Annotated in this window: 9 protein-coding genes, 2 tRNA genes, 3 rRNA genes and 1 other annotated feature; of the genes, 2 read left to right on the top strand and 12 right to left on the bottom strand. The window is 56.7% G+C overall.

All coding sequences use genetic code 11. The features are described from left to right. Positions 1–6: 6 nt before the first annotated feature. The 12 genes from rrf to GXM22_RS03070 all read right to left on the bottom strand — a co-directional run bounded on the left by rrf (position 7) and on the right by GXM22_RS03070 (position 13720). Positions 7–123 (bottom strand): 5S ribosomal RNA (gene rrf / locus GXM22_RS03125). A gap of 124 nt (positions 124–247) precedes the next feature. Continuing rightward, positions 248–3082, bottom strand: a 23S ribosomal RNA gene (locus GXM22_RS03120). A gap of 206 nt (positions 3083–3288) precedes the next feature. Further along, positions 3289–3365: transfer RNA gene (locus GXM22_RS03115), tRNA-Ile, on the bottom strand. A 3-nt stretch (positions 3366–3368) separates the two neighbouring features. Further along, positions 3369–3444, bottom strand: a tRNA-Ala gene (locus GXM22_RS03110). A gap of 127 nt (positions 3445–3571) precedes the next feature. Further along, positions 3572–5082 (bottom strand): 16S ribosomal RNA (locus GXM22_RS03105). The 16S, 23S and 5S rRNA genes sit together here with 2 tRNA genes alongside, the layout of an rRNA operon. Before the next feature lie 412 nt (positions 5083–5494). Then, positions 5495–6163, bottom strand: coding sequence for a sigma-70 family RNA polymerase sigma factor (locus GXM22_RS03100; RefSeq protein ID WP_005936552.1), 669 nt, complete (start codon positions 6161–6163; stop codon positions 5495–5497). Positions 6164–6182: 19 nt separating this feature from the next. After that, positions 6183–6623 carry an anti-sigma F factor gene (gene spoIIAB, locus GXM22_RS03095; protein WP_035395071.1) on the bottom strand — a complete coding sequence of 147 codons (441 nt, stop codon included), beginning with the start codon at positions 6621–6623 and terminating at the stop codon, positions 6183–6185. Positions 6624–6625: 2 nt separating this feature from the next. Then, the gene (locus GXM22_RS03090) at positions 6626–6940 is read right to left on the bottom strand and encodes an anti-sigma factor antagonist (RefSeq protein WP_005936547.1); all 315 of its coding nucleotides are present in this window, start codon (positions 6938–6940) and stop codon (positions 6626–6628) included. A 180-nt stretch (positions 6941–7120) separates the two neighbouring features. Then, positions 7121–8386 (bottom strand): folylpolyglutamate synthase/dihydrofolate synthase family protein, encoded by a 1266-nt coding sequence (locus GXM22_RS03085; RefSeq protein ID WP_005936545.1) that lies wholly within the window; start codon positions 8384–8386, stop codon positions 7121–7123. 4 nt (positions 8387–8390) lie between these two features. Next, the gene (locus GXM22_RS03080; protein ID WP_005936544.1) at positions 8391–8900 is read right to left on the bottom strand and encodes a VanZ family protein; all 510 of its coding nucleotides are present in this window, start codon (positions 8898–8900) and stop codon (positions 8391–8393) included. Between the two features lie 4 nt (positions 8901–8904). Then, complete coding sequence (locus GXM22_RS03075; protein ID WP_005936542.1) at positions 8905–11610, bottom strand: valine--tRNA ligase; 2706 nt, start codon at positions 11608–11610, stop codon at positions 8905–8907. A gap of 56 nt (positions 11611–11666) precedes the next feature. Further along, positions 11667–11898 (bottom strand) — a binding site (T-box leader). A 31-nt stretch (positions 11899–11929) separates the two neighbouring features. Next, positions 11930–13720 (bottom strand): bifunctional homocysteine S-methyltransferase/methylenetetrahydrofolate reductase, encoded by a 1791-nt coding sequence (locus GXM22_RS03070; RefSeq protein WP_005936540.1) that lies wholly within the window; start codon positions 13718–13720, stop codon positions 11930–11932. 85 nt (positions 13721–13805) lie between these two features. Here GXM22_RS03070 and GXM22_RS03065 point away from each other — a divergent pair, with 85 nt between their 5' ends. Together GXM22_RS03065 and GXM22_RS03060 are read left to right on the top strand one after the other, a co-directional pair. Beyond that, the gene (locus tag GXM22_RS03065; RefSeq protein WP_035395070.1) at positions 13806–14072 is read left to right on the top strand and encodes a type II toxin-antitoxin system prevent-host-death family antitoxin; all 267 of its coding nucleotides are present in this window, start codon (positions 13806–13808) and stop codon (positions 14070–14072) included. Further along, complete coding sequence (locus GXM22_RS03060; RefSeq protein WP_005936536.1) at positions 14069–14401, top strand: type II toxin-antitoxin system RelE/ParE family toxin; 333 nt, start codon at positions 14069–14071, stop codon at positions 14399–14401. The genes GXM22_RS03065 and GXM22_RS03060 overlap by 4 nt, the downstream gene beginning before the upstream one ends. The last annotated feature ends 40 nt before the right edge of the window (positions 14402–14441 follow it).

The raw sequence follows: 14441 nt of genomic DNA, 5'->3' as shown, positions 1-14441 counted from the left end.
TATAAAAGTCGGCGACTACCTATTTTCACGCGCCGTTTCCAGCGAACTATCTTGGGCACGAGCGAGCTTAACTTCTGTGTTCGGAATGGGAACAGGTGGAACCTCACCGTCATCGTCACCGACCAATATGACTGACCAAGTATAACACATTGCTGTGTTCTTGTCCAGTATTTCTTGAAGGACGTGCCTTCAAAACTGAATAATCACTGCTTACATTTTATCATTGACTTGAGAATTCAAGCGAATTGTGGTCAAGCCCTCGATCTATTAGTACACACTTGCTGAATGGATCGCTCCACTTACACATCGTGCCTATCAACCTCGTAGTCTACAAGGAATCTTACCTGATTCAATCAGTGGGATATCTTATCTTTGGGTCGGCTTCACGCTTAGATGCTTTCAGCGTTTATCCGATCCGTACGTAGTTGCCCAGCTATGCTCCTGGCGGAACAACTGGTGCGCCAGAGGTACGTCCGTCCCGGTCCTCTCGTACTAGGGACAGCTCCCATCAAATATCCTGCGCCCACGACAGATAGGGACCGAACTGTCTCACGACGTTCTGAACCCAGCTCGCGTACCGCTTTAATTGGCGAACAGCCAAACCCTTGGGACCGAATACAGCCCCAGGATGCGATGAGCCGACATCGAGGTGCCAAACCTCCCCGTCGATGTGGACTCTTGGGGGAGATCAGCCTGTTATCCCCAGGGTAACTTTTATCCGTTGAGCGATGGCATTTCCACTCACATACCACCGGATCACTAACTCCAACTTTCGTTACTGCTCGACCCGTCAGTCTCGCAGTTAGGCTCGCTTCTGCGTTTGCACTCTTTTGCTTGATTTCCGTTCAAGCTGAGCGAACCTTTGAACGCCTCCGTTACTCTTTAGGAGGCGACCGCCCCAGTCAAACTGCCCACCTAACAATGTCCCCCGACTCGATTCAGAGCCGCAGGTTAGAATTCCAATATCGCAAGGATGGTATCCCAACGGCCTCTCCGCCAAAGCCAAAGCCTTGGTTTCCCAGAGTCCCATCTATCCTGTGCATGCAACATCGAAACCCAATATTAGGCTACAGTAAAGCTCCATGGGGTCTTTCCGTCTTGTCGCGGGTAACCGGCATCTTCACCGGTACTACAATTTCGCCGGGCGGGCTGTTGAGACAGTGCCCAAATCATTACGCCTTTCATGCGGGTCAGAACTTACCTGACAAGGAATTTCGCTACCTTAGGACCGTTATAGTTACGGCCGCCGTTCACTGGGGCTTCGATTCAATGCTTGCACATCTCCTCTTAACCTTCCAGCACCGGGCAGGCGTCAGCTCGTATACGTCATCTTTCGATTTAGCACAAACCTGTGTTTTTGGTAAACAGTTGCTTGGGCCGATTCTCTGCGGCTCCATCTCTGGAGCACCCCTTCTCCCGAAGTTACGGGGTCAATTTGCCGAGTTCCTTAACAACCCTTCTCCCGTTGGCCTTAGAATCTTCTTCCTACCTACCTGTGTCGGTTTGCGGTACGGGCACCTCAGAAATACACACAGCTTTTCTCGCCATCTTCCATCTCAGACTTCGGTACTAATTTCCCTCGATCTCTACCGGAACCAACACCCGGCTCTGAGACTTCATATGTGTCCCTGTGCTTAACTCTTTTGGTGGTGACGGAATCTCTACCGTCTGTGCATCGGCTACGCCTTCCGGCCTCACCTTAGCTCCCGACTAACCTGGAGCGGACGAACCTTCCTCCAGAAACCTGAGGCTTTCGGCCATGCAGATTCTCACTGCATTCGCGCTACTCATTCCGGCATTCTCACTTCTATACACTCCACAGCCGCTTGCGCTACTGTTTCTCCGCGTATACAACGCTCCCCTACCCAATACATTTCTGTATTGCCTAAGCTTCGGTGTCAGGTTTAGCCCCGTTAAATTCTCCGCGCAAAGACGCTCGACCAGTGAGCTATTACGCACTCTTTGAATGAGTGGCTGCTTCTGAGCCAACATCCTGGTTGTCTGCGTATCTTCACATCGTTTTCCACTTAACCTGACTTTGGGACCTTAGCTGTAGATCTGGGCTGTTTCCCTTTTGACAATGACATTTATCTGACACTGTCTGACTCCCAAGCATCAATACTCTGGCATTCTGAGTTTGATAAGCTTCGCTAACCTCTCGGCCGCTAGGCTATTCAGTGCTTTACCTCCAGGTATCTAACTTGAGGCTAGTCCTAAAACTATTTCGGGGAGAACCAGCTATCTCCGGGTTCGATTGGAATTTCTCCGCTACCCACAGTTCATCCGCCGCCTTTTCAACGGAGGTCGGTTCGGTCCTCCATGGAATTTTACTTCCACTTCAACCTGACCATGGGTAGGTCACCCGGTTTCGGGCCCATTATATGCAACTTAACGCCCTTTTCAAACTCGCTTTCGCTTCGGCTCCAGACCTTAAGTCCTTAACCTTGCTGCATACAATCGCTCGCCGGACCGTTCTACAAAAAGTACCCTATCACGCTTTGACGCGCTCTAGGTGCTTGTAGGCACAGGGTTTCAGGTTCTTTTTCACTCCCCTCCCGGGGTGCTTTTCACCTTTCCTTCACAGTACTATACGCTATCGGTCACTGGGTAGTATTTAGGGTTGGAGGGTGGTCCCCCCGTATTCCGACCAGGTTTCACGTGTCTGGCCGTACTCTGGATCCTGCGCAGCTCTCTCCGTTTTCACCTACGTGGTTCTCACACTCTCTGACCGGCCTTCCCATGCCGTTCGGTTAACAGATTAAGTCTTAAAAGCAGTCCGTACCCCGAAAGTATTTCTACTCTCGGTTTGCCCTCTTCCGCGTTCGCTCGCCACTACTTACGGAATCTCGTTTGATGTCTCTTCCTCGCCCTACTTAGATGTTTCAGTTCAGGCGGTTCCCTCAATACACCTATTTTGAATTTCAGTGTATTGTACCTGAGTATGAACCCAGGTGAGTTTCCTCATTCAGAAATCTCCGGATCAATGCTTATTTGCAGCTCCCCGAAGCTTATCGCAGCTTATCACGTCTTTCATCGGCTCCCAGTGCCAAGGCATTCGCCCTGCGCCCTTGTTCGCTTGACCTTTCAAACGTTCTTTCAGAACATTTGGTATCCTCTTGATTCTCTCTTTTGCCAACGAAGATTATTGTTACCCTTCCTTTTGAAATTGCAATATTTCTTAAAAGAACTTACTATAATCTTTGTTTCGCAGTTATTATTCAGTTTTCAAGGTACGTCTTGGTGATGTTCCTCAAAGCCCGGTCTCCCGAAACTTTGATTTTCATCACATGGTGGGCCAAAATGGACTCGAACCATCGACCTCACGATTATCAGTCGTGTGCTCTAGCCAGCTGAGCTATTGGCCCATGTGGTGGAGATTAAGGGAATCGAACCCTTGACCCCCTGCTTGCAAAGCAGGTGCTCTCCCAGCTGAGCTAAACCCCCACATAAGGTTTTGAGTAACCCCTTTTCAGGGCCCTCAAAATCGAACAATATCTACTCTGCTTGTATCTGTCACCTGTTCCAGATGGCCGACCATCTTCGATGTTCTTCCATCTGCCTGACTCCTTAGAAAGGAGGTGATCCAGCCGCAGGTTCTCCTACGGCTACCTTGTTACGACTTCACCCCAATCACCAGTTTTACCTTCGGCGGCGTCCTCCTTGCGGTTAGACTACCGACTTCGGGTCCCCCCGGCTCTCATGGTGTGACGGGCGGTGTGTACAAGGCCCGGGAACGTATTCACCGTGGCATGCTGATCCACGATTACTAGCAATTCCGACTTCGTGCAGGCGAGTTGCAGCCTGCAGTCCGAACTGGGACGTTGTTTCTGAGTTTTGCTCCACCTCGCGGTCTTGCTTCTCTTTGTTTAACGCCATTGTAGTACGTGTGTAGCCCAAGTCATAAAGGGCATGATGATTTGACGTCATCCCCACCTTCCTCCGTTTTGTCAACGGCAGTCCTGCCAGAGTCCTCTTGCGTAGTAACTGACAGTAAGGGTTGCGCTCGTTGCGGGACTTAACCCAACATCTCACGACACGAGCTGACGACAACCATGCACCACCTGTCTCTGCGTCCCGAAGGAAAATACTGTTTCCAGCATCGTCGCAGGATGTCAAGACTTGGTAAGGTTCTTCGCGTTGCGTCGAATTAAACCACATACTCCACTGCTTGTGCGGGCCCCCGTCAATTCCTTTGAGTTTCAACCTTGCGGTCGTACTCCCCAGGTGGATTACTTATTGTGTTAACTGCGGCACTGAAGGGGTCAATCCTCCAACACCTAGTAATCATCGTTTACGGTGTGGACTACCAGGGTATCTAATCCTGTTTGCTACCCACACTTTCGAGCCTCAGCGTCAGTTGGTGCCCAGTAGGCCGCCTTCGCCACTGGTGTTCCTCCCGATATCTACGCATTCCACCGCTACACCGGGAATTCCGCCTACCTCTGCACTACTCAAGAAAAACAGTTTTGAAAGCAGTTTATGGGTTGAGCCCATAGATTTCACTTCCAACTTGTCTTCCCGCCTGCGCTCCCTTTACACCCAGTAATTCCGGACAACGCTTGTGACCTACGTTTTACCGCGGCTGCTGGCACGTAGTTAGCCGTCACTTCCTTGTTGAGTACCGTCATTATCTTCCTCAACAACAGGAGTTTACAATCCGAAGACCTTCTTCCTCCACGCGGCGTCGCTGCATCAGGGTTTCCCCCATTGTGCAATATTCCCCACTGCTGCCTCCCGTAGGAGTCTGGGCCGTGTCTCAGTCCCAATGTGGCCGTTCAACCTCTCAGTCCGGCTACCGATCGTTGCCTTGGTGGGCCGTTACCTCACCAACTAGCTAATCGGACGCGAGGCCATCTCAAAGCGGATTGCTCCTTTTCCCTCTGGTCGATGCCGACCTGTGGGCTTATGCGGTATTAGCAGTCGTTTCCAACTGTTGTCCCCCTCTTTGAGGCAGGTTCCTCACGCGTTACTCACCCGTTCGCCACTCGCTCGAGAAAGCAAGCTCTCTCTCGCTCGTTCGACTTGCATGTGTTAGGCGCGCCGCCAGCGTTCGTCCTGAGCCAGGATCAAACTCTTTATAAATGATATTTATCACTTAAAAAGTGTTAAATCTTCTTCGCTCAGCACGCAATCGCTTGCGTCCTGTGTGAATTACTTTTGTTTGGAATTGTTTAACGTGTTTTTCCAACACGAAAATAGGTTCCGTTACAAGTTTTTCGATATTGTTCAATTTTCAAGGTCCTGTGCGCCTCAGCCTTAGCGGCTGATAGCTTGTACATTTTAGCACGTTTGTATTAGAATGTCAAGCACTTTTTTGAAGATTTTTTGAAGTTCTTAGAAGAACCAATCGACCTTCGTCACTTTTCATCCGTTTTTTCTGAAGCGTTCGTGTCAGACATCCGCCTGACAGTAATGTATTTTAGCACAGACTCAGACAAAAAGCAAGCCCTTTTTTTACATTTTTCAAGAAAAGCCCTATTTTCGTTTGCACGGCTCATTCCAATAACCGCTCCCGCATTTTGCGCAGGATCTTGCGTTCCCGCCGGGAGATCTGGACCTGCGTGGTATGCAGCACTTTTGCCGTCTCACTCTGGGTGCGGTTGGCATAGAACCGCAGACGGATCAGGAGCCGGTCCTCTTCCGGCAGACTTTCCAGCACCTCGGCCAGGCCGATCTTATCCGCAAGTTCTTCCTCCGGGGATTCCACCGGGATATCTATCTGCCGGTCATTGTTCTCCCCTTCCGGGGTCAGGCTCAGGGCGGGCTGTGCAGCCTGGATCGCAAGCGTGATGTTCTCCACGCTCTCCCCCAGCTCTTCTGCCAGTTGAGAAAGGGTCGGCTCGGTGCCGCAGAGCTTCCTGTGATGTTCCCGCGCCGCATTGACCCGCAGCCCCAGTTCTTTTAAGGAGCGGCTGACCTTGACTGTGCCGCCCTCCCGGAAGAGCTTTTTGATCTCGCCCAGGATCACTGGCACTGCATAGGTAGAAAAGCAGACCCCGCGTCCTTCATCAAAGCCGTCGGTCGCCTTGACCAGTCCCATACAGCCCGCCCCATAGAGATCATCGTATTCAATGCCCCTGCCCCGGAAGCGTCCGGCACAGGCGTGTACCAGCCCGAGGTTCTGTTCAATGAATGCACTGCGCCGGATCTTGTCCGTTACCATGGTATTCCCTCATTTCCTTTTATGTAGAGGGCTTTTCCTCCAGATGCTTTGTCAGAATGACCCGGGTGCCCCGGCCGGGAGCGGAGCGCACACTGACTTTATCCATAAAGCTCTGCATGACCGCAAAACCGAGACCGGAGCGCTCCTCCGGGTTGCCGGTGGTGAAGAGCGGCTCCATCGCTCTGGGGATATCCGGGATGCCGACCCCTTTGTCTGCGATCACGATTCTGACCACCCGCCCCGGATAAACGGAGACTGTCATGGTGATGGGTCCCACCCGGTCGGGGTAGGCGTGGACGATGCAGTTGGTGACGGCTTCGGATACCGCCGTTTTCAGGTCAGCCAGCTGGGGCACGGTGGGGTCATACCGGGCCAGAAAAGCCGCTGCCGCACCGCGGGCATACGCTTCGTTGACGCTGAGGGAATCAAATTGGATCCTGGTCGTGTTTTCCGCTTTCATCTTCATTCCTCCTGTCCTGCATCCGTGCAGGGGATATTGGCCAGCCGCAGAACGCGGCGCAGCTGCTCCGGGGCGTGCTGGATACGCAGGGTTCCGCCCAGACTGCGGGCGCAGCGCTGGCGGCCCAGAATCAGCCCCACCCCGGACGAATCCATAAACCCAACCCCGCCCAGATCGAGCACCAGTGTTTTGGGGGTGCGGGCCAAAAGGGCATCGTCCAGCTGGATGCGCAGGTTCTGTGCTGCATCGTGGTCGATTTCACCTGCCAGATAGGCATAGAGCAGATCGTCCGCCGCACTGAATGTAACTGTTGCCATTTTCTGTCCTTTCCTTGCGTGAATCGCTCAGGCTTGTCCGGCCTGCCGGAGGCTTCCCCTTTCCGGGAGGTCGGCAGTGCGAGACATTGATTGAGCGGTTTCTTCTAAAATAAAAAGAGCCTGTACACGTTTCCATCAGTGTACAGGCTCTTCCGGGCATATTTTAGAAAAGGGTGTCGCTTACTTTTCAGCCAGCAGATCGGCAGCTTCCAGTGCGATGGCTTCGCCGCCGCAGATCAGCAGGCCGCGGCGGCTGTTGGCCCGGGCAAGCTCCACGGCTTCGGCCAGGCTCCCGCAGAGCTCGGCATCAAAGTGGTAGCGTGCCTTTTCCAGCAGGCGCTCGGTCATGGCGGCATCTGTACCCGCCGGGGGAACGAGGAACACCTTATCAAAGGGATTCTCGCTCATGCCGGGCATGGTGGTACGGTCTTTTTTCTGGGTCTCAGCCGTCAAGCCGCTTTCCAGCGCGGAGAAGAAGGCCTCGGCTCCTTCTTCCTCTGCCAGACCGATGACAGCGCTCAGGTGGCGCACCTTGGCCATGTTCAGGACGTGGAGCAGGGCAATGGCCTGCTGCGGGGTGCGGCAGGCATCCAGCACCACCAGCGGGCGCTGGGAGAGGACCCGGATGCTGCTGCGGTTCTCCACAGCGGCCAGACCTTCCAGAATGGCTTCATCGGGGATGTCATAGCCCTTTTTGCAGAGGGCCAGGGCCAGCTCCACCGCAATGGCGGCACTGCCCGCCGCGTGACGGCCCAGGAAGGCCAGCGGCACGGTATAGCCGCCGTAGTCCACACGGCTGGCGAACTTTTCGGCTTCGAGGAAGGTGATATCATCGGGGTCCGGCACGACCAGCTCACAGTCTGCCTTACCGGCGGCCACGATGAGCTCACTGACCACAGCCTTGGGCTGCTCAGGCGCGGTGACGCAGATGCTGCCCTTGCGCATGACACCGGCCGCCAGCGCGGCGGAGCGCTCCAGTGAGGCGCTGATGCCGTCCGGGCCGATGGAGGTGACCGCACAGACCGGCATCTTGGGCAGGGCCTCGGCAAGTCCCGCATCGGGCAGTTCCACCACGGCCAGCGCACAGCCTGCCTCGCCAAAGCAGCGGGCAGCGGCAGCCAGCTCGGCAGCCGCACGGGGCAGGGTCTCCCGGGCGCTCAGGATCTCGGCGGCCTGTGCAAGCAGCTCCGGTGCCACAGGCTCCCCATTCACCCGGATGCGGGCAGAGAGCGGCTCACAGCCTGCGTGGTAGCTGCCGGTAACGAGACCGGCAGCTCTGAGCACCGCCGCCGTGAGGGCGGCGGCAGTCGTTTTGCCAGCCGTACCGGCTACGCCCAGATAATCCACCCGGCCTGCCTTGGCAGAAAGGGCTTCCTGCAGCTGCCGGGTCGGGGCAAAGCCCTCGGGCAGAGATACAAAATAGGCATTTGCCTGTTCAATGGTCATTGCGTCAAACCTCGTTTCGATGTTGATAGAGAATGATGCACATCCGGACAAGCCCCAGCAGGATGAGCCCCACCAGCAGGCCGGTCATCACACCGGAAAAATCGATCCAGATATCGGTGACCTGGCCGCTGCGGCCCGGCACAAAGAGCTGGATGGTCTCATCGGTCAGGGCTGTGAGCAGGCCGCCCAGCATGGGCCAGGACACATGCTTGAAGAAATGCCGGGTGTACACCCGCAGGCAGAGCATGAGCAGGAAGCCTTCCAGCAGATACTCGCAGAAATGCGCCAGCTTGCGCACGATGTGCATGGTGAGCCGGTCGGCGGCACCGGGAAGGCCCAGATGCCGCAGGATGCCCTGCAGTATCCCCAGTACCCGGCCGCTGGCCCCCTCGGACACATCCGCGATCTGCAGAGAGTTCGAGAAGATGAACACGATGCAGCCGATGAGGGCAAAAGTAAAGATCACCCGCCACGCGATGAGCCACGGGGAGGTGCGTTGATTCTGTTCCTGCATCCGCTTAGCCCAGAGCCTTGATGCTCTGCTCGATGTTGGCCAGCTTGCTCTGGCTGTTGGTGCGCTTTGCGCGGATCTCTTCCACCAGAGCTGCGGGGGCACGCTCCACGAACTTGGGGTTGGCCAGCTGGTTCTCGAACATGGCCAGTTCCTTCTCGGCCTTGGCCTTTTCCTTGTTCAGGCGGGCCAGCTCCTTCTCGCGGTCGATCAGCTCCATCATGGGGATAAAGCCGCGGGCGGTGTGGGTGGACACCTGCACCATGCCATCGGTGCTGCCCTCGTACTTTTCCGTAAAGGTCACGTCGGTGGCAAAGGCAAACTTTGCCAGATAGACCTCTGCATTCCGGAAGGGAGCGGGATCAGCCGTCTCGATGATCATACTGGTCTTTTTGGCAGGATGGACATTCATCTCGGTGCGCATGGTGCGGACTGCCTTGATGTAGTCCATGACCTTTTCAAAGGCTTCCTCTTCCTCGGCCCAGTTGTGTGCCTCGTCAAAGGTGGGCCAGCTCTGGGTCATAATGGTCTCGGCGGAGCCGGGCAGGGCCTGATACAGCTCCTCCGTGATGAAGGGCATGAAGGGATGCAGCAGCTTGAGAGCCTTGTCCAGCACATACACCAGCACACGGCGGGCGGTATCTGCCTGCTCTGCATCGCCGGAGTTCAGGCGGGGCTTTGCGATCTCGATGAACCAGTCGCAGTAGACATCCCAGATGAAGCTGTTGATCTTGGCAGCGGCCAGACCCATCTCGAAGTGGTCGAGGTTGTCGGTCATGGCACCGGCCACCTGATTCAGCTTGGTCAGCACCCACTTGTCGCTCATGTCCAGCTTGCTCTCCTCGGGCAGGCCGGGCTGGAAGTCCTCGGGCAGGTTCATCAGGACAAAACGGGTGGCGTTCCAAAGCTTATTAGCAAAGTTGCGGGCAGCCTCCACCTTCTTTTCGCTGTAACGCATATCGTTGCCAGGGGTGGAGCCGTCCAGCAGCATGAAGCGCAGTGCATCCGCGCCGTACTGGGCAATGACCTCCAGCGGGTCGATGCCGTTGCCCAGGCTCTTGGACATCTTGCGGCCCTGGCTGTCGCGGACGATGCCGTGGATGCAGACAGTGTCGAAGGGGGCCTTGCCGGTGTAGGCCAGGCCGGAGAAGATCATGCGGCTGACCCAGAAGCCGATGATATCATAGCCGGTGACCAGCGTGTTGGTGGGGTAGAAATACTTCAGGTCCGCGCTGTCCTCATTGGGCCAGCCCAGAGTGCTGAAGGGCCACAGAGCGGAGGAGAACCAGGTATCCAGCGTATCGGGGTCCTGGGTGAAGTGGCTGCCGCCGCACTTGGGGCAGGTGCAGGGCATCTCTTTGGCGACCACGGTCTCGCCGCAGTCATTGCAGTAGAAGGCCGGGATCTGGTGGCCCCACCACAGCTGACGGCTGATGCACCAGTCGCGGGTGCCTTTCATCCAGTTGAGGTAGTTCTTGGTAAAGCGCTCGGGCACGAACTTGATCTCGCCCTTCTCCACGCTCTCGATGGCGGGCTTTGCCAGCGGCTCCATCTTGACGAACCACTGCTTGGAGACCATGGGCTCGATGGTGGAGTGGCAGCGGTAGCAGGTACCGACCTCGTGCTTCAGGGGCTCGATCTCCTTCAGGAAGCCGCCCTCCTTCAGGTCTGCCAGAATGGCCTTGCGGGCCTCGAGGGTGGTCATGCCGGCGTACTTGCCGCAGTCCAGCACCTCGGGCTCGTTCACGGTGTTCTTGCCTGCGGCAAACAGTGCATCGGCAGCGGCCTTATCGGCAGCACCGGTCATGTGGCCGTCGTAGGTAAACACCCGAACGATGGGCAGATCATGGCGCAGACCCACTTCAAAGTCGTTGGGGTCGTGGGCGGGGGTGATCTTGACGACACCGGTGCCCTTGGTCATATCAGCATGCTCGTCGCAGACGATGGGGATCTCCTTGTTCAGCAGGGGCAGGACAACATGGCAGCCGTGGAGGTGGGCATAGCGGGGGTCCTCGCCGTTGATGGCAACAGCGGTATCACCCAGCATGGTCTCGGGGCGGGTGGTTGCCAGCTCCAGCATCTCACCGGTCTCCTTGACCGGGTAGAGCAGGTGCCAGAAATTGCCGTCCTTTTCCTCGTACTCCACCTCAGCATCCGAGATGGAGGTGTTGCAGTGGGGGCACCAGTTGACCATCCGGTTGCCGCGGTAGATCAGGCCCTTGTCGTACAGGCGCACGAACACTTCCTTGACGGCATCCGAGCAGCCCTCGTCCATGGTAAAGCGCTCCCGCTGCCAGTCACAGCTGGTGCCCAGCTTTTTCAGCTGGCTGACGATGCGGTTGCCGTACTTGGTCTTCCAGTCCCAGGCGCGCTCCAGGAAACCGTCGCGGCCCACCATCTCCTTGGTCAGGCCCTCGGCACGCATGGCCTCCACGACCTTGGCCTCGGTGGCGATGGATGCGTGGTCGGTGCCGGGCACCCACAGGGCGGCATAGCCCTGCATCCGCTTGGTGCGGATGAGCACATCCTGCATGGTGTTATCCAGCGCATGGCCCATGTGGAGCTGGCCGGTCACGTTCGGAGGGGGCATGACGATGGTGTAAGGCTTCTTGTCGGGGTCCGCTTCCGTGTGGAAGTAGCCGCCGTCCTGCCAGAACTGGTAGATACGGTCTTCCACCTGGCTGGGATCGTACTGTTTTGCGAGTTCTTTCATTGTATCCTCCCAAAAATGTGATGAGTGGGACGAAAAAAGCCGCCCCACGGAACGTTCCATGGGACGGCTGTAAACTACATACCGCGGTACCACCCAAATTGCACCGGCTGCAAACACAGCCCGTGCCCCTTGATGCCCCGGTAACGTGGGGCAGCTCCGAGGGCGGCTACTGGCTTCACCGCCCCTGCTCAAAAGCGACAGTGCGCGGCGCTTACCTGCCGGGCTCTCACCTGCCCCCGGCTCTCTGCAAGGCGGTTTGCCGCGCACACTCTTTCTCGTTGCATTTATACAAAGAATATAACGTTTTTTTTGCGTTTTGTCAATATGCTCCGAGAACTTCCTGCTTCAATCTGCCGATCAGCCGCTCCATTAGGGCCACCCGGTTGAAGGGGGTCATCAGGTAGAGGCCGTCCGCATACGGCAGGGCGGCCTTTGCCATTTCCAGCGAGATGGCAAGACCCAGCTCCTCGCCCTGGGCACGGTCGAGCCCGGCAAACTTTTCAATGATCCAGTCCTCCACATGGATGCCGTTGATCTCGTTCTCCATGAAGATGGCGTTGCGCTGGCTGACCACCGGCATGATACCGGCCAGGATCCTTGCATCGGCCCCCAGCGTCTCCCGGGACTTTTTCAGGTTTTCCACCGCCTGTGCCGAGAGCACCGGCTGGGTCAGAAAGCCGCTCATGCCGTTTTCCAGCTTCTCCTTTGCCCGGCGCAGCTCCACATCAAAGTTGCGGGCGTTCAGATTCAGGGCACCGAACACGGTCATGGGGCCGGGCATCTCCCGGCCTTCCCCTGCCAGCGAGACGATGTATTGGGCCAGCTTGCGGGAGTTGAACTGGTAAACGTTCTTCACCTCGTCCCGCTCCGCCGTGGGGATGGGATCACCGGTGATGGCCAGCACCTCCCGCACGCCCTCGGCATACAGGCCCAGCAGCAGAGCCTTGGTGGCGTTCAGGTTGCGGTCGCGGCAGGTCATGTGGGGCAGGGTGCACAGCCCCAGCTCCCGGTGGACCCGGCAGGCCACCAGAGAGGAATCCATCCGGGCCTGTGCAATGGGGCAGTCGGCAATGGTCAGCAGGTCAGCGCCCGCCGCCTGCAGCTTTTTTGCCCCTTCCAGATAACCGGTCAGGTCCGCATTGCGGGGAGAATCCAGCTCAATGGCAATGACCTTTTCCCCTGCGTTCAGCTTGCGCAGGAAAGCGTCCTCATTTTCCACCGTCTGTTCCTTCACGGTGGAAAACTCTTCTGCCGGAGCCGTTTTTTTCACCACGGTCAGGCTGTCCAGCTCCGCCCGCAGGGCGGCAATGTGGGCAGGGGTAGTGCCGCAGCAGCCGCCCAGGATCTGAACCGTGCCCTCGGCGGCCAGACGGCCCAGCTCCCTTGCAAAGTACTCCGGCCTGCCCTGATACTTCACCTGCGTCCGGGTGACAACGGGATAACCCGCGTTGGGCATGACCGACAGGGGCAGCGTGCCCCCCAGCTGCTTTGCCAGTGTGCGCATGGCACCGGGTGCCGACACGCAGTTCAGGCCCACGGCATCCACGATGCCGCTTTCCTGCATCCGCCGGGCAAGGTCTTTGCAGTACATGCCTTCCCGGGTGTAGCCATCGGGCAGGACTGCAAAGGACACCAGCACAAAGGCATCCGGCACTTCCGCCCTGATGGCCCCCACGGCATCCAGAAGGCCCGCATCGGAGCTCAGGGTCTCGAACAGGAAATTTCTGGCTCCCAGCGCCGCGAACTGCTTTGCCACAGCCGTATATACCTGCCCCGCCGGAACTGCCTCGGTATCCGGAGCCGGGCCGAGGTCGGCAAAAACGGCGGCACCCGTCTCCCCTGCGGCCTGCACAGCCAGCTGCCAGCCTGCCTGCGCCAGCTGTTCCCAGCCGGGTGTGTGTGCCGCCGCCAGCCGGGGCAGGCTGAAGGTATTCGTCTTGACGGCATCAGCCCCTGCCGCCAGATACTCCCGGTGGACAGCCAGCACCCCCGCCGGGTCGGTCAGGTTGGCCTGCTCGCACTCCACCCCGGGAGCCGCCTTATAATAAGTACCCATGGCACCATCAAAAAGCAGGGGGCGGGTCTGTAACAGTTCGCGGATGTCTTTCATAAAATGTCTCCTTTTCCCTCAGTTCCCTCTTGCGAATATAAAAAAATTCAGGTATAATTTTGTTATGAAAGCGAGGTGTATTTTCATGCCGAAGATTCGTTCCAGCGCAGACCTGCGCAACAACTACAATGATATCTCTACCTTCTGCCACACCTACGCAGAGCCGGTGTTCATCACCAAAAACGGCAAGGGCGATCTGGCCGTGATGAGCATTGAGACCTACGAAGAGCTGGCAGGCCGCTTTGAGCTGTATTCCAAGCTCCAGGAAGGTCTGGACGATGTTGCCGCCGGACGTACCATCCCTCTGGATGAGGCAATGGCTGAGCTGAAAAATCGCAGGAGTCGTCGATGAATTATTCTATTGATATCACCGTTGCAACCAAACGTGATCTTGCCGATGCCTTTGACTACATCGACGGGATGCTTATGAACCCTTCTGCGGCGGATCGTCTGATCGACAATGCGTGGAAGCAGTTTCGTTCGCTCGATATCTTTCCACAGCGCTTTCCCATTGTTACCGACCCCATGCTGGCAGGTTGGAAAATTCGCTTCTTTCCTGTTCAGAATTATCTAGTGTTTTACCAGATCGAGGAACCTGCTCAGGTCGTCCACATTCTCCGGTTCCTCTATGGTAAAAGCAACTGGGTCTCCATCCTCAAAACCGACTTCAGCGCAGAATAACCTTCCACTCCCCGGGCTCCGGGGAGTTTTTTGTTGCTCT

Source organism: Faecalibacterium duncaniae, assembly GCF_010509575.1.
GTDB lineage: Bacteria > Bacillota > Clostridia > Oscillospirales > Ruminococcaceae > Faecalibacterium > Faecalibacterium duncaniae.
This window is presented reverse-complemented; position numbering and strand designations above follow the sequence as displayed.

Excerpts from the sequence above, each read along its gene's own strand:
- GXM22_RS03080 (WP_005936544.1), bottom strand. The coding sequence starts at position 8,900 with ATGCAGGAACAGAATCAACGCACCTCCCCGTGGCTCATCGCGTGGCGG.
- GXM22_RS03085 (WP_005936545.1), bottom strand. The coding sequence starts at position 8,386 with ATGACCATTGAACAGGCAAATGCCTATTTTGTATCTCTGCCCGAGGGC.
- GXM22_RS03090 (WP_005936547.1), bottom strand. The coding sequence starts at position 6,940 with ATGGCAACAGTTACATTCAGTGCGGCGGACGATCTGCTCTATGCCTAT.
- GXM22_RS03075 (WP_005936542.1), bottom strand. The coding sequence starts at position 11,610 with ATGAAAGAACTCGCAAAACAGTACGATCCCAGCCAGGTGGAAGACCGT.
- GXM22_RS03060 (WP_005936536.1), top strand. The coding sequence starts at position 14,069 with ATGAATTATTCTATTGATATCACCGTTGCAACCAAACGTGATCTTGCC.
- GXM22_RS03100 (WP_005936552.1), bottom strand. The coding sequence starts at position 6,163 with ATGGTAACGGACAAGATCCGGCGCAGTGCATTCATTGAACAGAACCTC.
- spoIIAB (WP_035395071.1), bottom strand. The coding sequence starts at position 6,623 with ATGAAAGCGGAAAACACGACCAGGATCCAATTTGATTCCCTCAGCGTC.
- GXM22_RS03065 (WP_035395070.1), top strand. The coding sequence starts at position 13,806 with ATGCCGAAGATTCGTTCCAGCGCAGACCTGCGCAACAACTACAATGAT.
- GXM22_RS03070 (WP_005936540.1), bottom strand. The coding sequence starts at position 13,720 with ATGAAAGACATCCGCGAACTGTTACAGACCCGCCCCCTGCTTTTTGAT.